Source organism: Levilactobacillus sp. (assembly GCF_022646225.1).
Classification (GTDB): Bacteria; Bacillota; Bacilli; order Lactobacillales; family Lactobacillaceae; genus Levilactobacillus; species Levilactobacillus suantsaiihabitans.
Genome location: NZ_JALCJA010000005.1, coordinates 155,113 through 175,675 on the forward strand (window position 1 = coordinate 155,113; position 20,563 = coordinate 175,675).

17 protein-coding genes are annotated in these 20,563 nt (G+C 53.1%); 13 read left to right on the forward strand and 4 right to left on the reverse strand.

Annotated elements, in window-relative coordinates; all coding sequences use genetic code 11:
* Window positions 1-6 precede the first annotated feature (6 nt).
* From rnr to LKH74_RS09575, 4 genes are all read left to right on the forward strand, one after another.
* A complete protein-coding gene (rnr, locus tag LKH74_RS09560; protein WP_135367430.1) occupies window positions 7-2,403 on the forward strand; it encodes a ribonuclease R in 2,397 nt (798 codons plus the stop codon).
* A gap of 15 nt (window positions 2,404-2,418) precedes the next feature.
* Entirely contained in the window at window positions 2,419-2,892 is a 474-nt protein-coding gene (smpB, locus tag LKH74_RS09565; protein WP_125575699.1) for an SsrA-binding protein SmpB, read from the forward strand.
* Window positions 2,893-2,983: 91 nt separating this feature from the next.
* The gene (locus tag LKH74_RS09570; RefSeq protein ID WP_287708356.1) at window positions 2,984-3,727 is read left to right on the forward strand and encodes an amino acid ABC transporter ATP-binding protein; all 744 of its coding nucleotides are present in this window, start codon (window positions 2,984-2,986) and stop codon (window positions 3,725-3,727) included.
* 446 nt (window positions 3,728-4,173) lie between these two features.
* Window positions 4,174-5,931, forward strand: coding sequence for a DUF5776 domain-containing protein (locus LKH74_RS09575; RefSeq protein WP_287708355.1), 1,758 nt, complete (start codon window positions 4,174-4,176; stop codon window positions 5,929-5,931).
* Window positions 5,932-6,347: 416 nt separating this feature from the next.
* On the opposite strand, the gene LKH74_RS09580 is transcribed toward LKH74_RS09575, so the two are convergent.
* Complete coding sequence (locus tag LKH74_RS09580) at window positions 6,348-6,908, reverse strand: LURP-one-related/scramblase family protein (RefSeq protein WP_287708354.1); 561 nt, start codon at window positions 6,906-6,908, stop codon at window positions 6,348-6,350.
* A 125-nt stretch (window positions 6,909-7,033) separates the two neighbouring features.
* On the opposite strand from LKH74_RS09580, the gene LKH74_RS09585 reads away from it, so the two are divergent.
* From LKH74_RS09585 to LKH74_RS09605, 5 genes are all read left to right on the forward strand, one after another.
* The gene (locus LKH74_RS09585) at window positions 7,034-7,753 is read left to right on the forward strand and encodes a uracil-DNA glycosylase (protein WP_135367426.1); all 720 of its coding nucleotides are present in this window, start codon (window positions 7,034-7,036) and stop codon (window positions 7,751-7,753) included.
* A 47-nt stretch (window positions 7,754-7,800) separates the two neighbouring features.
* Window positions 7,801-8,775, forward strand: coding sequence for a phosphate acetyltransferase (gene pta / locus LKH74_RS09590; RefSeq protein WP_135367425.1), 975 nt, complete (start codon window positions 7,801-7,803; stop codon window positions 8,773-8,775).
* Between the two features lie 127 nt (window positions 8,776-8,902).
* Window positions 8,903-9,376 (forward strand): tRNA (adenosine(37)-N6)-threonylcarbamoyltransferase complex ATPase subunit type 1 TsaE, encoded by a 474-nt coding sequence (tsaE, locus tag LKH74_RS09595; RefSeq protein ID WP_135367424.1) that lies wholly within the window; start codon window positions 8,903-8,905, stop codon window positions 9,374-9,376.
* Window positions 9,373-9,891, forward strand: a complete 519-nt coding sequence (locus LKH74_RS09600; RefSeq protein ID WP_287708353.1) for a GNAT family N-acetyltransferase — start codon at window positions 9,373-9,375, stop codon at window positions 9,889-9,891. The genes tsaE and LKH74_RS09600 overlap by 4 nt, the downstream gene beginning before the upstream one ends.
* A gap of 82 nt (window positions 9,892-9,973) precedes the next feature.
* The gene (locus LKH74_RS09605) at window positions 9,974-10,993 is read left to right on the forward strand and encodes an aldo/keto reductase (RefSeq protein WP_287708352.1); all 1,020 of its coding nucleotides are present in this window, start codon (window positions 9,974-9,976) and stop codon (window positions 10,991-10,993) included.
* Window positions 10,994-11,719: 726 nt separating this feature from the next.
* Here LKH74_RS09605 and LKH74_RS09610 read toward each other — a convergent pair.
* Together LKH74_RS09610 and LKH74_RS09615 are read right to left on the reverse strand one after the other, a co-directional pair.
* Window positions 11,720-12,256: a 3'-5' exonuclease gene (locus LKH74_RS09610; protein ID WP_287708351.1), complete on the reverse strand. Its 537-nt coding sequence runs from the start codon at window positions 12,254-12,256 to the stop codon at window positions 11,720-11,722.
* Between the two features lie 29 nt (window positions 12,257-12,285).
* Window positions 12,286-13,050, reverse strand: coding sequence for an exodeoxyribonuclease III (locus tag LKH74_RS09615; RefSeq protein ID WP_135367420.1), 765 nt, complete (start codon window positions 13,048-13,050; stop codon window positions 12,286-12,288).
* Between the two features lie 295 nt (window positions 13,051-13,345).
* Here LKH74_RS09615 and murB point away from each other — a divergent pair, with 295 nt between their 5' ends.
* Window positions 13,346-14,266 carry a UDP-N-acetylmuramate dehydrogenase gene (gene murB, locus LKH74_RS09620; RefSeq protein WP_287708350.1) on the forward strand — a complete coding sequence of 307 codons (921 nt, stop codon included), beginning with the start codon at window positions 13,346-13,348 and terminating at the stop codon, window positions 14,264-14,266.
* A 26-nt stretch (window positions 14,267-14,292) separates the two neighbouring features.
* A complete protein-coding gene (locus LKH74_RS09625; RefSeq protein ID WP_287708349.1) occupies window positions 14,293-16,425 on the forward strand; it encodes a cation:proton antiporter in 2,133 nt (710 codons plus the stop codon).
* 1,396 nt (window positions 16,426-17,821) lie between these two features.
* On the opposite strand, the gene LKH74_RS09630 is transcribed toward LKH74_RS09625, so the two are convergent.
* Complete coding sequence (locus LKH74_RS09630; protein ID WP_135367417.1) at window positions 17,822-18,487, reverse strand: DUF1361 domain-containing protein; 666 nt, start codon at window positions 18,485-18,487, stop codon at window positions 17,822-17,824.
* Window positions 18,488-18,726: 239 nt separating this feature from the next.
* On the opposite strand from LKH74_RS09630, the gene cdaA reads away from it, so the two are divergent.
* Window positions 18,727-19,575 (forward strand): diadenylate cyclase CdaA, encoded by an 849-nt coding sequence (cdaA, locus tag LKH74_RS09635; RefSeq protein WP_135367416.1) that lies wholly within the window; start codon window positions 18,727-18,729, stop codon window positions 19,573-19,575.
* Window positions 19,575-20,549 carry a CdaR family protein gene (locus LKH74_RS09640; protein WP_135367415.1) on the forward strand — a complete coding sequence of 325 codons (975 nt, stop codon included), beginning with the start codon at window positions 19,575-19,577 and terminating at the stop codon, window positions 20,547-20,549. Before cdaA ends, LKH74_RS09640 begins: the two co-directional genes overlap by 1 nt.
* Window positions 20,550-20,563 lie beyond the last annotated feature (14 nt).

Below are 20,563 nucleotides of genomic sequence, written 5' to 3' on the forward strand. Positions count from 1 at the left end.
TCGATAGTGCAAGATAATACATTGAAAACAGACTTAACAGCTTTCTTCCGGGCTCATTCGGAACAAAGCTACACAGTAGAAGACATTTCTGACGCACTCCATTACCACGGTTCAGCGGCTTTCAAGCTGATCGTGCAGGAGTTAGCGCAGTTGGAACGTGACGGGCTGGTCCAAGTGACCGACCACGGGCATTTCCAATTGGACCCTAGCCAACGGGTCTTGACCGGGATTTTCCACGGCAATGACAAGGGCTTTGGTTTCGTGGCATATGACGAAAACAAGATCGAACCGGACGCTTATATTGCACCCGACAACACGTTGCGGGCATTGAATGGCGATACCGTTAAGATTGAAATCATTCGTGCGGGTGATCCGCGCAGTGGCAAGGGGCCTGAAGGTAAGGTCACCGAAATTGTAGAACACCACTACGAACAAGTCGTCGGTGAATTTTTCAAGACCGATGATGACAACGGCTACCTGGGCCAAGTACGCTTGACTGACAAGAAGGTCATGAAGTACAAGTTCTACGTGACTGCCGTTGGGTTGAACCCCACACCGGGTGAAGTGGTGACCGCAGAAATCACCGAATACCCAAGTGCCGAACATCCCGACGCCATGGTGGGGATTGCCAAGCAGGTTATCGGGAGTGTGGATGACCCCGGGATCGATATTTTACAAATCGTGTACCAACACAACATCCCATCCGAATTCCCTGAAGAGGTCATGCAGGCCGCCGATGAGATTCCGGATCACGTCTTGCCAGAAGAAATGGCCGGTCGTGAAGACATCACGGACCAAGACCTGGTCACCATTGATGGCGAGTCATCTAAAGACTTGGATGATGCCGTTACGGTGTGGAAATTACCGAATGGCAACTACCACTTAGGGGTCCACATTGCCGACGTTTCCCACTACGTCAAGGAAGATTCCATCCTGGACAAGGAAGCCTACAAGCGGGGGACCAGTGTCTACTTGACCGACCGGGTGATTCCCATGTTGCCACGGCGCCTGTCCAACGGCATTTGTTCCTTAAACGAGGGCGAATTGCGGTTGTGCATGAGCTGTGACATGGAAATCGATGAATCTGGGAACGTGGTCAAGCACCGGATTCACCCATCTGTCATGCGTTCCAAGGCGCGGATGACCTACACGGCCGTTAACCAAATCTTGGAAGCCCACGACCCCGTTACGATGGACCGTTACAAGTCCCTCGTACCAATGTTTGAAGCCATGGGCGAGTTGCATAAGATCTTGGTCAAGCACCGGAAGCGGCGTGGGGCCATTGATTTTGACGACCGCGAAGCCGAAATCATCGTCGACGACAAGGGTCACGCCATTGACGTGAAATTGCGGACGCGTGGTGTGGCAGAACGGATGATTGAATCCTTTATGTTGGCGGCCAACGAAACCGTAGCGGAACACTACTTCCGCGCCAAGGTCCCATTCTTATACCGGGTCCACGAAACGCCAGATGGCGACCGGGTCCGCAGCTTCTTCGAATTCTTAACGGCCTTCGGGATCAACGTTAAGGGCGATCCGAACCATTTGCGGCCAAAGATGTTACAAGGCATCTTAAAGCAGGTTGCCGGTAAGCCAGAAGAGGCCATGGTTTCCGTGATGATGTTGCGGAGCCTCAAGCAGGCGCGTTACGCCGATCAATCCTTAGGTCACTTTGGGTTGGGTGCGGAATTCTACACCCACTTTACGTCGCCAATTCGGCGGTACCCAGATACCATGGTGCACCGGATGATCCATTACTACGAAGATCACGGTACCGGCCAGGCTAGCAAAGAAAAATTTGCGCCGATCCTGGAAGAAATCGGGGTCCACACGTCTGAAATGGAACGACGCTCGATCGACGCTGAACGGGATACCAACGACATGAAGATGGCCGAATACATGGCTGATCACGTCGGCGAAGAATTTGACGCCGTCGTTAGTTCCGTCATGAAGTTCGGGATGTTTGTCGAATTGCCAAACACCATCGAAGGGTTGATTCACATCAGCCGAATGAAGGATGATTACTACGAATACGTCGAAAAGTACCTGGCCTTAGTCGGGCGCAATACGCGGCGGACGTACCGGATCGGTCAAGAGATTCGGGTCAAGGTCGTTCACGTCGACAAGGAACAAAGCGAAATCGACTTTGATTTATTGAATCCAGAAAGTGCCCCAACCAGTGACTTATTGCCACACCGTGAACACCGGTCACGTGGCGGTAATTTCCACGGGCGGAACAACAATAACCATGGGAACAACAACCATGGTGGGGGTAACCGGAACGGTGGCAATCACCGCAACGGGAATCAACGATCAACGAATTCACGCGGCAACAACCAACACCGGGGCAACAATCACGGTGGCGGCCAACACCGCAACAATTCACAAGGTGATCGGCACTAAGCGAGGTGACTGAACTTGGCGAAGAAAAAGACCAAGAAAACACCAGATAACGTTTTAGCTCAAAACCGCAAGGCACGACACGACTATGCGGTCACGGATACGATTGAGGCGGGGATCGTCTTGACCGGGACCGAGATCAAGTCACTGCGCGCCCGGCGCGTGAATCTGCAAGACGGCTTCGCCCAGGTGCGCAACAACGAGGCCTGGTTGATGAACGTGCACATCAGTGAGTATGTGCAGGGCAATCGGTTCAATCACGATCCGTTGCGTAACCGGAAGCTATTGTTGCACAAGAAGGAAATCCGGCGTTTGGGACAAGCCACGATGGACAAAGGGGTCACCCTGATTCCGTTGCGGATGTACCTGAAGCACGGGTTTGCCAAAGTGTTGATTGGCGTCGCCCACGGGAAACGAGAATATGACAAGCGTGAGACCATTAAACGACGGGAACAAGACCGTCAAATTGCGCGGGTCATGAAGCGTTACTAGTCAAAAACGGAGGGGATAGTTGAACTTGGTTAGTTCGGCTACCCTCTTTTTACATAAAAATAGGAATTGGTATTTTGGGAGGTTAATTAGGATGACAACAACACCAAAGATTCAAGTAACGGACCTGCACAAGGCGTTTGGTGACAACGAAGTGTTGAAGGGCATTGATCTCAGCGTGCAAGCCCAAGAAGTGCTGTGTTTGATTGGGCCATCGGGTTCCGGGAAGAGTACCTTTTTACGCTGCTTGAACGGGCTGGAAAAGGTCACGAGTGGCACGGTCCTGGTGGAAGGCCAACGGGTTGGTGACCCCAAGGTCGATTTGAACCAGATTCGGGAGAACATTGGCATGGTCTTTCAACATTTCAATCTGTTTCCCCACTTATCGGTCTTGCAAAACGTCACACTGGGTCCCGTGCAACTGAAGGGCTTGAGCAAGGCGGACGCGAAAGTGCGGGCCGAGAAGTTGCTGGCGCAGGTGGGGTTGGCGGACAAGGCTGACGCAATGCCGCATTCCTTATCCGGTGGGCAACAGCAACGGGTCGCCATTGCCCGGGCGCTGGCCATGGAGCCCGAGATCATGTTGTTTGACGAACCCACGTCGGCACTGGACCCCGAAATGGTTGGGGATGTCTTGCAGGTCATGCAGGATTTGGCCGAAGGCGGGATGACGATGGTGGTCGTGACCCACGAAATGGGCTTCGCCAAGAACGTGGCCGACCGGGTCGCCTTCATGGATGACGGCATCATCCAAGAGGCGGGGACCCCGAGTGAGGTGTTCGACCACCCGCAGAATCCGCGGACACGGGAATTCTTGAATAAGGTGTTGAACGTGTAAAAAGGACGACAGCGGTGGCATGAGTGACTGCTGCAGTTAAGTGAATCTGTGGTAAGGATACGTCTGAGGCAATCGTCTCAGACGTGTTTTTTTAGTTGATTTAAAAAACCGCAAACCCACTGATGACGGGAGTTCTGGCCGTTGATTGACCTCAATATTATCACTTGATAAAAATTGTGAGTAAAAGTAGTTGGAAATGTTAATGAATCGTGCTATTATATGACAGGTGAATATGGTAACTAGTATACAGATTAACTTTCATCAACCGAGACAACTGACATTTGTTAAGGACGATAAGGGAATTGACACTAGCACCAGCAGAATAGAAGACGGTTGTTAGACATTGACTAGGCGGCAACCGCTGCGCACATCCACTTTTTTTAAAGCGCTTACTGTCACGGTGAGGCGCTGCAAGGTAAATCGCTACACGTTGAGGGGGGCTAACCATGAAATGGCAAGCAGCAACACTACTTTTAGGATTAACGATTGGCATGGGTCAACCGGTCAGTCAAGTGATCACGCCGCACCAACCGGCCGTCATCACTGCTAAGGCCGCAGCGACCGATGAGATTCAGTATCAAGGCGACTATGGCACTGTTCACTGGTATTTGACAACGGCGGGGGACTTGCATTTAGGGGCAGGGACTTTGCCGGATACAGCAATGAATATGGATAATATTGGGCAGTTCAACACCCAAATTGCGTTGAAGCAAGGAATAAGCGACCCTACTGAGTCGCAGACCATGTCAGCTGGAAAGTTAGTCAAGCGGGTTATTCTTGATGGAGCGGTTAAAACTGCGGCTAATGCTGGGGGCCTTTTCAGTGAAATGCTGAATGTCCAAGAATTTGTAAACTTGAATCAGTTGGATACTTCTGCGGCGACGGATATGCACAGTATGTTTTATCAGGATAGTGCAGTGACCAGCCTGGATGTCTCTAACTTTGATACGAGTCAGGTGACGCAAATGTTTGGGATGTTTGGTGGAGCGTCATCATTGGTAGATCTGGACGTGTCTAATTTTAATACAGATAATGTTGATAGTGCTTCCACAATGTTTTCGGGAACAACAAATTTAACTGAAATTGACTTTAAAAATGGGACGTTCAATAATGTGAACAATGTGGGGTTCATGTTCGCAAATTCAGGTATTGTGAAACTTAATTTAGAAAAATTTGCACCACCAGCTGGCTTTGCCGGATACGCGATGTTTAATCTTGCAGATACGAATCACATTCAACAACTTACGCTAGGCCCGGATGGCCGCTGGGTGTCTAATCCGCATTTAAACAACGCTTCGGAAACACCAGGTGAATTTACCGGCTTATGGCAAGCAGTCGGGTCGGGAACTCTCCAGAATCCGTTAGGCCAAGTGTTTGAGACGGGTAAAGCCATTACTGATTTGTACAATGGCAAAGACAATCCTACCGAGGTTGAGACCTATGTCTGGCAACCCGTCAATCGGGTCATCGAACCCACGACGCCACCAATTACACCGCCAACCGTCAGTCAAGCCCAACCGGTGACGGTCCGTTATCTGGATGGTCAGGGACAACAACTGGCCGATGACCAGGTCTTAACCGGTAACGTGGGTGAGACCTATCAAGCCAACCAGTTGACCTTTGCGGGTTACCGGCTGAGCCGGACGGAAGGCGCGGCCACCGGGACGTTTACCGATCGGGCGCAAACGATCACCTTCCATTACCAACGCGACTTGTCGTCCGGTGGTAGCGCGGCGGGCGTTGCGCCAGTGGCTAGCGTGGTCTACGCCACCAAGAAGATTGGGCTGTATTCCGGGAAAAACTTTAGTAAGAAGACCGTTAAGCATTGGTACAGCAAACAAAAGCGGACTAAGCGGCCAATGTTTGTGGTGACCGGCATCGCCGAATCCAAGCAGGGTAATCTGCGCTACAAGGTCCGTGATGTGAACCACCACTCAAAGACGGCTGGGAAGACCGGCTACATCACGGCCAAGACCAGTTACGTCGCACCGGTCTACTACGTGAAGAAGCAAGCCAAGATCAAGGTACTGGCGTCTGGGCTCAACGGCTACCGACAAAAGTCACTGAAGACCAAGGTCAAGCATTACCGTAAGGGCCAAGTGCTTAAGGTCAAGAAGATTGTGTCTCACAACAAGACCACCCGCTTCCAGTTGACCAACGGCCAGTACGTTTCCGCCAATAAGAAATTGGTGATTGTGCCGTAAAAAATGTCATTTAAAAATAACCATCCAGCTAGACGTTAGGTCTGGTTGGATGGTTATTTGTTTGCGAGATTTTTGTGGCAGGTAATACCGGTCTGAGTTGGAAAACTAGCACTGCACGCATGATACTACCGGTCACTGGCGGTGGTCATCCCAGTCGTTGTTGCTTATCATGCTAACTAGACAATGCAGTGGTGAGTGAATGCATTGCCTCGCCGGAATCAGCTAGAAGTGGAGCCAGCTGTGTCGACCCAGTTAGCTGGCGTTTTGGGCCAGGTTACTGGGTGGGACGACTTGGGAGACTGACGGGTTGTGTCAGGCTTCCAAGCGAACCGGAAGCCCGCTCTTGGGCTGCAGGTGTTCCCCATAGCAGGCGGAACTTCTAGCTGATGGAGGCACCTGGCAGGGACCGTGCTGCGCTACCGCCGCCGGTCGTCGTTGGTGTGGAACTGGGCGATGTTACCGGCCGCGGGGGCCCAGGCGTGGTTGCGCAGCGGGTTGAAGGCCTTGGACTGATGTTTGGCCCAACGGTCGAGAATCGCGGCTAAACAAATCACCAACGCCTCGTGGTCCTGCTGGTCGATGGCCAAAGCGATGGTGCCGCCACCGGACTGGCTGACCTGGTCGATGGTCGCAATTAAGTCACGTCCATGATAAATTTTAAAATGACCGCTGTTTAAGTTGCCCATGATGATCCAATTTAACCCGCGGACAAACAAGACCTCGCGAATCACGCCGAAGGTCTTGGCGACGCGGCCGACCGTTTGCCGGTGGTAGATCAGCCGAAAGCGGGGAAGTAACCCCAAGGATTCCTGCTTGACCTCGGCCTCGAGGGCCCCGGCAATCGTGTAGACGGATAAAACGTCGGCGCGCAGTCCCCATTTGCCGACTAACAGATAGCAAGATTGATTGTCCGTATCGCGGATCACGGTCGTGGCCTTGGCCGATAGCGCGGCCTGATTGAGATACAGTGTACGCATGGGGACCCTCCTTTTCGTGGCTAACCAGCATTTCGTTAGTTCCATTCTAACATGTTTCACAAGAAGTCGTTCGATAATATCATTTAGCCAAGCATTATGATAGAATAAAAGGCGAGGTGTTGGGAATGAAACCGTTTATTCATAATGACTGGTGGCCGGTGCTCGAGCCCGAGTTTGCGCAAGATTATTATCAAGAGCTGCGTAAATTTCTGGTCGAAGAGTATCAGCACTACCGTATCTACCCGGACATGTATCACATTTTTACCGCGTTCGAGTGGACGCCATTTAGTCAGGTCAAGGTGGTTATCTTGGGGCAAGACCCGTACCACAATCCTGGTCAGGCGCACGGCTGTAGCTTTTCGGTTCTACCGGGAACGCCGATTCCGCCGTCATTACAGAACATTTATAAGGAACTAGAGAGTGACCTGGGCATCAAGCCCGTCCACCACGGTTATTTAGAAAGCTGGGCCAAGCAGGGCGTCTTACTGTTGAACTCTGTGTTGACCGTGCGGGACGGTAAGGCCTTTTCCCACCGTGGAAAGGGCTGGGAACGCCTGACTGATGTGGCCATTGCCAAATTATCGGCGCGGCCAGAACCGGTGGTGTTTATCCTGTGGGGTAGCGCCGCGCGGTCCAAAATCAGTCTGATCGATACGCAAACCAATATCGTGTTACAGGCGCCCCATCCAAGTCCGTTATCCGCCTACCGCGGCTTCTTTGGGTCCAAACCATTTTCCAAAACCAACATCGCACTGACATCATTAGGTGAAACGCCCATCGACTGGCAGCTCCCAGAGCACGTCACCGTCGACGAAGGGCCGCACTCAGCATCTAACCAAGCATAAGTTGCAAGAGAATTGATTCGTGGGATATTTTATGGAGGTCATTATCTATGGAACTTTTTGATAGTCTTAAGCAAAAAATCAATGGACAACACAAAACCATCGTTTTCCCTGAAGGAGAAGATGCTCGGGTCTTAGGCGCCGCTAGTCGGTTAGCCGCTGACGGCTTGATCAAATCCGTGGTGCTCGGTAAGCAAAGCGACATCGAAGCCACTGCCAAGGATAACAACATTGACCTGAGCCCAGTGACCTTACTGGACCCTGAAGCCATTCCAGCTGACCAACACAAGGCCATGTTAGATGCCCTGGTTGCACGGCGGAAGGGGAAGAATACCCCAGAACAAGCTGCTGAAATGTTAAAGGACCCGAACTACATCGGGACCATGATGGTTTACATGGACCAAGCAGACGGCATGGTTTCTGGTGCCGTTCACGCCACCGGTGACACGGTTCGGCCAGCTCTGCAAATTATTAAGACCAAGGAAGGCGTTCACCGGATCAGTGGGGCCTTCATCATGCAAAAGGGCGATCAACGCTTCGTCTTCGCCGACTGTGCCATCAACATCGAATTGGACGCGGCTGGCATGGCCGAAGTTGCCGTTGAAAGTGCCCACACGGCCAAAGTCTTTGACATTGACCCGAAGGTTGCTTTGTTGAGCTTCTCAACGAAGGGCTCTGCCAAGGGGGACATGGTCACCAAGGTCCAAGAAGCCACAAAGATTGCGCACGAAACGGCGCCTGACTTGCCATTAGATGGTGAATTACAATTCGATGCTGCCTTCGTCCCAAGTGTTGGGGCCCAAAAGGCACCGGATTCCAAGGTTGCCGGTCACGCCAACGTCTTTGTCTTCCCAGAATTACAATCCGGGAACATTGGCTACAAGATTGCCCAACGCTTTGGTGGCTTTGAAGCCATCGGTCCAATCCTGCAAGGCCTGAACAAGCCCGTTTCTGACTTGTCTCGTGGCTGCAACGAAGAGGACGTTTACAAGGTTGCTATCATTACCGCAGCCCAATCACTCTAACGATCATTTCTTGGACACAAATGATTTGTTAAATTAAAAGATACCCGGATTGCTATTTATCAGCAGTCCGGGTATTATTTAGTCTGTTGAGAAAAGTTTGAAAGTCTAATTAAAGGGGAAAGCAAGTATGTTTGAAACGACCGTAACGAGTCCGGAACAAACCAAGGCGTTGGGCCAAGCATTGGCCCCCGCTCTGCAACCACGAGATGTCATCTTACTCGATGGGGACCTGGGGGCCGGCAAGACGACCTTTACCAAGGGGCTGGCCCTGGGCCTAGGCATTAAGCGCAACGTGAAGAGCCCGACCTTTACGATTATTCGGGAGTACCAGAGTGGCCGCATCCCCCTGTATCACATGGACGTGTACCGCCTGGAAGACGGGAGCGGCGATGAGTTGGGGCTGGATGAGTACTTCAACGGGGATGGCGTGAACGTGATCGAATGGTCACAGTTTATTGCCGATGAATTGCCCGCCCAGTACCTGCGAATCATCTTTAAACGTGACGACGCCGCCGGGGAGAATCAACGCAAATTGACGTTTGAACCAGTCGGCGCCCGTTTTGAAAAAATCGTACAGCAGTTGGAGGATAGCCAAAAATGAGTGAGGAAGTCGCGATTCGCCTACCAAATTCGGCCGACGCCAAGCCGCTACTAGTGCTGCTCGATCGGCTGCAACAAGAAAGCGATACGTTTACCCTGGCCGACGCCGATGATCCCATCACGCCGGCACAAGAGGCCGACCAATTGAGCCAAATCACCCAAAGTCCGCGGCATTTATTGCTGGTGGCCAGTTTGGGAAAACAGCTACTGGGCGTGTGCTCCATTACGCCCACGCCGCAGGGCAATGTCGGTGAACTGGGCATTGCCGTGGAGAAGGCCTATTGGCACATGGGCATCGGCACGGCCTTGGTCGACGAGGCGCTGTACTGGGCCAAAACCGCCAGTGCGCTTCAGGCGGTCGGTCTCATCGTGCAGACCCGCAACGTGGCGGCGATGAAACTGTACCAAAAGCTCGGCTTTACCCGGACCGCCACGCCGCCGAAGCTGGTCACTGATGATGACGGTGAACAGGTCACGGCGGTGGAAATGGTCTACCACATTGCAGCACAACACTAGCTCGGTGATGACCGGGCTTTTTTTACGGCCATGAAAGCGGTATCCTGGAACTAAAGCACTTTTGCTTTTGAGGAGGATCCGCATGTATCAAGCAAGTGAACAGCGTTATCAAGAAATGATTTATCATCGCGTGGGGGACAGTGGGTTAAAGCTGTCGGCCATTGGTCTGGGACTGTGGAACAACTTTGGCAGTGTCGACGCCTACGCTACCCAAAAGGCCATCGTCCACCAGGCGTTTGATTTAGGCATCACTTATTTTGACCTGGCGAACAATTATGGACCGGAACCGGGCAGTGCCGAAACCAATTTTGGCAAAATGTTGGCGACGGACCTGAAGCCTTACCGGGATGAATTGGTCATCGCCAGCAAGGCCGGTTACGTGATGTGGCCGGGGCCGTACGGCAATTGGGGGTCGCGCAAGAGCATCATTGCCAGCGCTGACCAGAGCTTACGGCGAACCGGGCTGGACTATTTTGACATTTTCTACAGTCATCGGGCCGACCCGCAGACCAACCCTGAGGAGACGGCCCTGGCGCTCGACCAGCTGGTGCGCTCCGGCAGGGCGTTGTACGTGGGATTGTCCAACTACAGTGGTGCCCAGATCAAGGTGATGGCGGGCATTTTCCGGGACTTACATACGCCATTTATCATCGACCAGCCGTGCTACAACCTCTTGAATCGACAGATCGAAACGGACGTTTTGCCCGAACTGACGGCGGAAAAGAAGGCGGCCGTTAGTTTCAGTTCGCTGTGCCAAGGCTTATTGACCAACAAATACCTGCATGGGATTCCCGCAGATTCACGGGCCATGAAGGCGACCATTCCGTTCCTGCATCCCGCGCAAGTCGAACAGACGCTGGGGACCATCAAGCGGCTCAACGATGTGGCGGCCAATCGGAACCAAAGCCTAGCGCAAATGGCGTTGGCGTGGAACCTCCGTCAGCCAGCCATCGCCAGCGTCTTGATTGGTGCCAGCCGGCCGGAACAGGTCGTGGCCAACGTGGCGGCGTTGGCGCATCTAGACTTCAGTGCGGCCGAGCTGCAGACCATCGACGACATCTTAGCCGCCCAAGCCCCCATCGACTGGTCGGCTAAGGACTAACGCTTTTGCTGTCCGCCTTACCGTTCGCTAGAGATGAGTTGGAACGCTGAGGGCGGACGGGCCGAGCCGAAGGGCGGTCTCGACACCTCGCTTTGAGCCGAAGCCCACGTCTCAAAGACGCCAGTTTCCTAAGCGCCGTAACCCGCGTCGCTAAGGAAACTCCCACAGCTGAACTCATCTCTAGCGAACTCTCGGCTACGGTAGTGGTTGCCAATGGCTGTTGGCGCGGAATCCATAACCACAGACTTGAAGTCAAAGCTGGTTAGCAGTTATTACGGCCTAATATTGTGGATGTTATCAATCGGCACGGCTGGTGACGAGGACGAGTGTTACCCACGACTCGACGCTAAGTATCCTGATCTTGCCATCTATAGCCGGAGGAGGCCAGGGATGGAGCCAGCTGTGTCGGCGGTGTTGGCCGAGGTTTTTTCTCGGCTTACAGCGCGGGGCGACTTTGGAGACTGACGGGGTTTGTCAGGCTTCAAAGCGAGACGGAAGCCCGTTTCTCAGGCTGGAGGCGCCCCCCCATAGCAGGCGGAATCCCTGGCAGCCGCAGGCGACTGGTTTAGCCAACATAATAGTAGCGCTTCTGTCTGGATCTTGGGTAACGGTAAGGCGGACAGTCGGCGCTAGTGTTGAGGGAACCATCAATTTTAGACCATCAGAAAAAACCCGTAACCCAGCAGGATTGCTTACTGCTGAGCTACGGGTTTTATGTGTCTAAGGTTAAGCCGTGACCTTCACGAACGACTTCAACGGTTGGGTGCCGAAGTGGTTGGCTTCGTACAACAGAATGTTGGCGCAAGCCAGGCTGTCGTCTAGCGCGTTGTGATGGTGGTGTAAGTCGATGTTTAATTCGTTGCAGACCGTGTCCAGCTTGTGGTTCGGAAATTCTGGGAAGAACTTCCGGCTGGTCTTGACCGTGTCTAACGTCAGGTAGCGGGCTGGCGGCAGGTTGTAGTGCTCCAGACTGCTGCGCAAGACGCCGTTGTCAAACGGGGCGTTGTGGGCAATCACGAGCCGGTCGCGTTGGAAGAAGGGGGCGACGTGCTCCCAGACTTCCGGAAAGGTCGGCGCGTTGGCCACGTCGCGTTCGTGGATGCCGTGAATCTGGACGTTACGCCAGAAGAAGTCCGTGTCCGGTTTGATCAACGAATAAAACTCATCGACGACTTGGCTGTCGCGGACGATGGTCAGAGCTAATGAGCAGGCACTGTAGCGTTTGCCGCTCGCAGTTTCAAAATCCATGGCAACAAAGTTCACTGAAGCATCTTCCTCTCTTAATGGCGGGGTTAGACGGTCAGTCCGTCTACGTCAAGTTCAACGGGACAGTGGTCCGACCCCATGATTTGGTCTAAAATATCAGCCTTTTGCAGTTGTGGTTGGAGCCGATTGCTGGTGATGAAGTAGTCGATGCGCCAGCCGGCGTTGTTATCGCGGGCGTGGAACCGGTAGCTCCACCAGGAATACCGGTCGGTGGCGTCGGGATTGAAGTAACGGAAGGTATCCGTAAAGCCGGCTGCCAAGAGGTGCGTCATTTTTTCCCGTTCGTCATCGGTAAAGCCGGCGTTCTTGTGATTGGTCTTGGGATTACGCAGATCAATTTCGGTGTGGGCCACGTTCAGGTCACCACAGAAAATGATGGGTTTCTGCGCGTCTAACTTTTGGATAAAGGCCAGAAAGGCTTTCTCCCAGCCCATCCGGAAGTCCAGGCGCTTCAAGCCACTCCCGGAATTCGGTGTGTAACAGGTTAACACATAGAAGTCGGGATATTCCAGCGTAATGGCTCGGCCTTCGTGGTCGAAGTCGGGCGCATCGATGCCGTAGATGACGTTCAACGGCTTGTGCTTGGTAAACAACGCCGTGCCGGAGTAACCCTTGCGCTCGGCGTAGTTCCAGTACTGGTAGTAGCCTGGTAGATCTAAATCAATTTGACCTTCCTGCAGCTTGGTTTCCTGGACCCCGAAGAAGTCGGCGTCGAGGTCCTGAAAGGTCTCGCCAAAGTTTTTTTTCACAATTGCGCGTAGCCCGTTTACGTTCCAAGAAATAAATTTCAATTTTCGCACCTCCACTAACTGGTTTTAGTATACCAGAAATGTTAGATTTTGCTTTGATTGATGCGTTCATTCCCGGTTGTTGGCGGATTCATGGTAAAATAGGACTATTGACCTAAAGTCGGCCGGCTACGCGCGTTCAGCACGGGTCTGTGCCGCCCATCTTGGCAAAATAACCAGGTCAGAAATATGCAATTTCGTTGGTGAGGACCGGTAGTTAAACGGCCCGCCAGCCCAAACCGTGCGCGGCATCCATGACCGCCACGGGAGAAAATTTTTTGGTGAAACGAGAGGATACATGATGATGGCAGATATCACAACGGCTTTTCCAGCAATTGAAATTTTACGGCACGAGCCGTTAGCGCACTTTACCCATACGAAAACGGGGGGACCAGCGGACTACTTGGCCTTTCCCACAAATGTTCAAGAAACCAAGTCCCTGTTGGCATACGCCAATGAATCCCACCTGCCCGTGACGGTGGTGGGCAATGCCAGCAACCTGATTGTCCGCGATGGCGGCATCCGGGGACTGGTCATGATTTTAACGAAAATGAACCAAATCACTACGGACGGGCAAACGGTGACGGCCGAAGCGGGGGCGTCACTGATCAAGACGACTCAGGTCGCCCAGGCCCACGCCCTGACCGGGTTGGAATTTGCGGCCGGAATTCCCGGCAGTGTTGGTGGAGCGGTCTTCATGAACGCTGGCGCTTACGGCGGTGAGATCAGCGAAGTGGCCTTCTCCGCGGAAGTGTTGACCACGGACGGCGAGATTCGCACGCTGAACCAAGATGAATTTGACTTCGGCTACCGGCACAGCTCGATTCAAGACTACAACGACATCGTGTTGAGCGCGACCTTTGCGTTGAAGCCGGGGGATGGCCAAGCGATTCAAGCTCAAATGGACGACCTGAACGCACGGCGGGCGGCCAAGCAGCCATTGGATCTGCCTTCTTGTGGGAGTGTCTTCAAGCGCCCAACCGGCCATTACACCGGCCAACTGATTCAAGAAGCTGGTCTGCAAGGCCTCAAGTGGGGTGGCGCGCAAGTTTCCACCAAGCACGCTGGGTTCATCGTCAACATCGACCATGCGACGGCCACCGATTATCTGGAACTGATTCACCACATTCAAGCGGTGATTTGGGAAAAGGACCAAGTCAAGTTGGAAACGGAAGTGCGGATCATCGGTGAAGCACCCGTTACGGAACACTCAAAGTAAGTTTTAATTAAAAGGGGGAACCTTATGTGCCTATAGTTGAAGCAGTGATCCTGTTGATCGTGTTAGTGTTGCTCTCTAATATTATCAGTCACTACCTCACGTTTATTCCAGTCAGTTTGATTCAAATTGCACTCGGGCTGATCGTAGCCCTGGTCTGGCAATTTGAAGTGCCACTCGAAACGGACTGGTTCTTGCTCCTATTCATCGCCCCGTTGCTGTATAACGATGGGCGGCGCTTTCCCAGACGCGAGCTCTGGCGATTGCGGGGGCCGATTTTTGCCAATGCCATCTGGCTGGTCTTTTTGACCACGATTTTAGGTGGCTTTCTGATTTATGAATTGATTCCAAAAATGCCCTTCACCGTGGCACTGGCGTTGGCGGCCATCTTGTCGCCAACCGACCCGGTGGCGGTGCAGTCGATTTCCAAACAAGCCAAGCTGCCGGACAGCCTCTTGCACCTGGTCAGTGGGGAAAGCCTCATCAACGATGCCAGTGGCCTGATTGCCTTTAAATACGCGATTGCGGCGACGGTAACCGGGGCCTTTTCCCTGGGGACTGCGGTCGGCGACTTCTTTTACATCAGTATCGTTGGCTTTTTGTCCGGGTTGATCTTCATGACGGCGATTCAGCTGTTGATGGATATCTTACGCCGTCAAGGCATCGATGACGTGATCTTTAACACGGTTCTGCAGATTGCCACGCCATTTGTGGTTTATCTGGTCACCGAAGAGATCACCCACGCTTCCGGCGTAATTGCCGTGGTGACGGCCGGTGTGCTGTACCACGCCCGGGAGAACCGTATCGTGGAAGACTCGCCCGAATTAAAATTGGTGACGGAAAAAGTTTGGGACATTATTATTTATTCCTTGAACGGGATTGTTTTCGTCATTTTGGGCATCGAATTGCCGGTTGCCACGTCTAAGGTCATCAAGGGCGGGCAGTTTAACACCTGGCAAGCGCTGTTCTTCGCCTTCATGGTCTGGCTGATCATCGTGGTCATTCGGACCGTGTGGACATATGGCTACGTGCTGTTTGAACGCCTCAACCACAAGGAACAGGCGGATAAACCGGGACTGCGGATGTCGATTCTGTCCGGATTATCCGGTGTGCGGGGGGCCGTCACCATGGCCGGGGTGCTTTCCGTGCCCATGACGATTGCCTCCGGCGCGAGCTTCCCGACGCGGTCATTGATGCTGTTCGTGGCGTCGGGGGTCATCATCATCAGTTTGGTGGCCGCGACGGTGACCTTGCCACTGATTTCCACGTCAGGCCAACCCTTGCAGACGCGGGCCAGTGCCAGTGATGAAAATGCCAACCAGGTTGATTTGGACGTCGACGGCGAAGAGATTCCCAACGAAGAGGTCCGGCAGATCAGCGAAGACGAGGCACGGGCCTACATCATGCGCCTAGCCATCTCTAAAATCGAGGAGTTGCGCCGGCCCAATAATCAGCGGGCCGCCTACGACCTAATTTTAGACTACCAGTTCGTCATTCGCCGCTTGGAAATGAATTACCGGGCGGATACGGCCATGCAGAAGGTCTTGGAAGATGAGATCAAGTTGCGTGAGGTCACGCTAGATGGCGAACGCGCGTCGTTAAAGGAACTGCGGAAGGGTGAGAAGATCACCCAGACCAGTTACGTCGGGGCCATTCGGCGAATCGAAAACATGGAAAGCCGCTTGACCCAAGTCACGGGTCACACCATGCCCAGCGTCCTGCGTTACTGGCGCGTCTTTTTCAGGCACATGTTCCGCAACGCGGCCTACTGGCTGCATTCCGAGGACACCGACCGCTTGCACGCGGAAAACAATCTGATCGAGCGTGAAACGTCCAAGGCGGCCATCAAGGCGCTGTCGCATTATCTGGCCAGTTCCGACGTGGACGAAACGCAATTTGACAACCAGGCCGTTTACCACCTGCTGGTCCAATATCGGAACCGTATCGAGCGGGCCAAGGCGGAAACGGCGCCGGACCACGAGGAACAGTATCAACACCAGGTCGAAATGCTGCGGGTCCGCGCACTGGGGGCCGAACGAACGGGGATTCAAAACCTATTGGAGGCCGGCAATATCACCTGGAACATGGCCTCGCATTTGCGCCAGTATGTCAACTATTCCGAAAACGTTCTGGTCATGTCGCTGAATGGCGAAGAAGGCTAGTTGGTGCCCCTGACGGTTGGGTGAGCTGGCCGCTTGACGGTTTTCTGACACCTAAAATTGGTGAAACCAGGAGCCTGCGTCAGCCAAGGTTCCGCCTGCTCTGGGGAACGCCTGCAGCCTGAGGGACGGTCTTCCGGCTCGCTTGCAAGCCTGGCACAAATCGCCAGTCTTCCAAGTCGTCCCACGCTGTAGGCTGAGAAAAAACCTCAGCCAACACCGTCGACACAGCTAGCTCCACCTTGGCTGCCTCCGGCAAGTTGGCGCACGTTTCAGCCATGAGGCCACTTTGAGACACCCCAGCGTTCAATTCTTATTCGGCGAGTGGTAGGCGGCCAATTGCCGCTATGACGTGGTCAATCCTAACGCCATAAGTCGCACGGTAACCATGATCTCAGCCAATTTGTGGCTTTCAACCATCAGTTAAACATGAATTAAAAAGTGATCACCACTCAGATTGGGCAGTGATCACTTTTTTACTGACTATCTTCAGGTTGACATGAAATTAATGCGTTGATTCCCGGAATAGCAGCATTTTTGCCAATAACACTAGTGAAACCGGAAGCTTACGTCAGTCAGATGTTCCGTTTACTGGGAGGAAAACCGCCAGCCCGGGAAACAGGTTGCCGGTTCACCAGGTAGCCTGGTTATATCACGATTCTTATCCGACGAGTTGATAATCAGTAACACGGTGACGGTAGGCGGCCAGTTATCACCTGAAGGTTGCAAGTGAAATTAACGCTCTGATTGCTGTAACGACGGTGTTCCGACACCTAAAATTGGCGAAACCAGACGCCTGCGTCAGCCAGGGTTCCGCCTGCTCCGGGGAACACCTCCAGACTGAGAAACAGTCTTCCGGTTCGCTTGAAAGCCTGGCTAAGCCCGCCAGTCTCTCAAATCGTCCCGCGCTGTAGGCTGAGAAAGGACCTCAGCCAACACCGCCGACGCAGCTGGCTCCACCCTGGCTGCCTCCGGCAAGGTTGAGGTCTATCAGCAACACTGTGTTAATGAAAGACTAGTTGTCAGTGCAGCTACTATCTGGGGTTAAGCCAACTGGTACTAACACGCACCACCTTAGCCGGGAGTTCGCCAAATATGGGTTCAGCCGTGGGAGTTCCCTTAGCGGCGCGGTTCATGCCGCTTAGGCAACTGGCGTCTTTGAGACGTGTTTTTCGGCTCAAAGCGAGGCGTCGAGACCGTCTTTTGGCTCGACCCGTCCGCCCCAGCGTTCCAGCCTATATTTGGCGAACGGTAGGCGGCCAGTTGTCACTATGAAGCTGTAAGCGACTAATCCCAACGCTAGGGGTTGAGAGTAAATGCTTGGCAGAATTTTGGCTTGTCAGGTATCAAAAAAGTTGTGGGCCATCGGTGATGGGACCACAACTGGGATTGGTTTTATTTAGGCGGCGTCGGCGACCTCGCGATTGCTCATGATTAGGTACAAGATCCAGTAACAGAACAGCTGAATCAGCGTCATCAAGCCCACGAAGACCCACATGTTGGGCGTCCACATGTTCATCAGCGGACGAATGAATTGTTCGGGATTGAGAAACAGGTACACCGTGTGGATTCGTAAGAAGCGGCCAATGTACAATCCGACCGATGTCAGGAAGGTCAGGACCAAGACGACGCAGACACGGGCAATGCCGTTATCTTTGGCCAACCGGTGGGTGATGGCCTGACTGACGTGATTGAGGCTCCAGAAGCCCAGAAACGAACAGCTGATGGCACTAATGATCATGTAGGTGAAGTAGATCCACAAATGCGGCGTGACCCGCAGCAAGCCGCTCACGGCGTAAGGCTGCAACAGCGACAGGTGAAAGAGGTCAGTCAGCAAGTACGGCGCGTTGGGGTAAAAGAGCAGCCACAAGACGACTAGTGGCCAAAACAGCCAGCCACGCGGACGTTTATTTCCCAGGTGAAAGCTCAATTCGATGGGGATGGCCCCCAGAAAGGTATTTAGGACTAAGAAGGAAAACGGATCCTTGGCGCGGAAAAAGAGGAAGACTAACCACGCCACAAAAAAGATGCGGATCTCCCACCGGGCTCGCCGTTTCATTACCATCACCAATCCTTTCACAAACTACTACCTTTATTTTACAGCGTTCGCCTGGTAAACGAACAGAATATGACTTCTATCTTAGCAGATTATTAAGAGAAAAATAAACGCCACCGCGCACTTTAAGGAATCCGTAAGTTTTGCAACTGACGTAACGACTTTCGCGGAATCGGGCGTAAACAGGGCGAAATGTCAGCGGTGCCGTGCTATAATGAAATTTGAATTCAATTTGGAAGGAGCAAATCATGAACCTAGATTGGGGAAATCTCCTAACTATCGGTAATCTGGTTAACCTTCTCGACATTCTTGTGGTGTGGTTCGTCATCTACGAGTTGATCGTGATGCTGCGGGGAACGAAAGCCATTCAGCTTTTCCGGGGTGTCATCTTAATTCTGATTGTCCGCTTTGTCAGTGCCTACATGGGGCTGAACACGGTGTCGTGGTTGGTCGACCAAGTGATCAACTGGGGTGTTATTGCCATTATTATTGTGTTTCAACCGGAAATCCGGCGGGGGTTGGAGCACCTCGGCCGCGGGTCCTTGTTTGTGCGGGTGCGTCATGAAAATGAGGCGGCCAACAAGATGATTGAGGGGCTCGATAAGGCGATTCAGTACATGTCCAAACGCCGGATTGGGGCGCTGATGACGATTCAGCGCGACACCGGACTGGAGGACTACATTGAAACGGGGATCGATTTGGACGCGGAATTGACCGGTGAATTACTGATCAATATCTTTATTCCCAACACGCCGTTACACGATGGGGCCGTGATCATTCGCGACAACCGCATTGCCGTGGCTGCCGCGTACCTGCCGCTATCGGAAAGCAATTTGATTCCCAAGGAATTGGGGACGCGTCACCGGGCGGCCGTGGGGATTTCTGAAGTCACGGATGCCTTGACCATCGTCATTTCTGAAGAAACGGGTGAGGTCTCCATCACCAAGAACAACGAGCTGTTGCGCGGCTTGACGCAGACCGATTACCTGAAGTTCTTACGTAACGAGCTGGTCAACGATGAGGCAACGGACACGAACAATGTCTTCTTGAAGGCGTTGGACTGGTTCGATCAACGGTTCAGAGGGGGGCGGCGTTAATGAAAAATGAACGTTACACCACGTGGCTGTATCGGATCCTCGCCCTCATTTTAGCGATTCTGTTGTTCTTTTACGTCAACAGCACCAAGTCGTCCAACAGTGGGTCGTCGACCAGCAGCACCAGCAACAACACGTCGCTGACGGCAACCAAGACGATGACGGTGTCGGTACCGCTCCAATTAAATGTGAACAGTAACAAGTATTTCGTGACGGGGTATCCCTCCAAGGTCAAGGTGAAGCTCAAGGGCCCCTTGGCGTTGGTGACCACCACGGCGAATACGCAAAATTTTAAGGTGTACGCCGCGCTGAGTGACCTGGGCGTGGGCAAACACACCGTGACCCTGCATCAGGAAGGCCTGAATCACGAGATTGATTCGACGATTTCGCCGGCGAAAATTTCGGTGGACATTGAACCGCGGCGAACGGTTTCATTCCCGGTCAAGGTTCGGTATAATAGTCAAAACATCGCGTCCGGGTATAGCGCAGGCAAGGCCACCTCGGATACGACCACGGTCAAGGCGACTGGGGCCGCCAACGAGATTGCGCGCGTCAAACAGGTCGTGGCCCAGCTGACGGTGCCAGCCAACACCAAGAAGACGGTCAAGAGTCAAGCCGTGATCGAAGCGTTGGACAGCAGTGGCAAGACGGTCAACGTCATTTTGACGCCGTCGACCACGACCGTGAATCTGCCCGTCACGTCGGATGGGGAAGGCAAGAAGGTCAACGTCAACCTGTCCGGCAAGAATGGCAGTAGCGACATGTCGTACACAATGACGGCCAGTCCCAAGCAGGTGATGGCCTACGGAAGTTCGAGTCAATTAAGTAAGCTCGGCAGCAGTGTGACGGCATCGGTCGATTTGAGCGACATCACTAAAAAGACGACCAAGACGATCACCCTGGACGCCGATGAAAACAATGTGACAGCCATTGATCCCACCACCATTAAGGTGACGGTCAACGCAACAAGTAAATAAACCAACAAACAGAT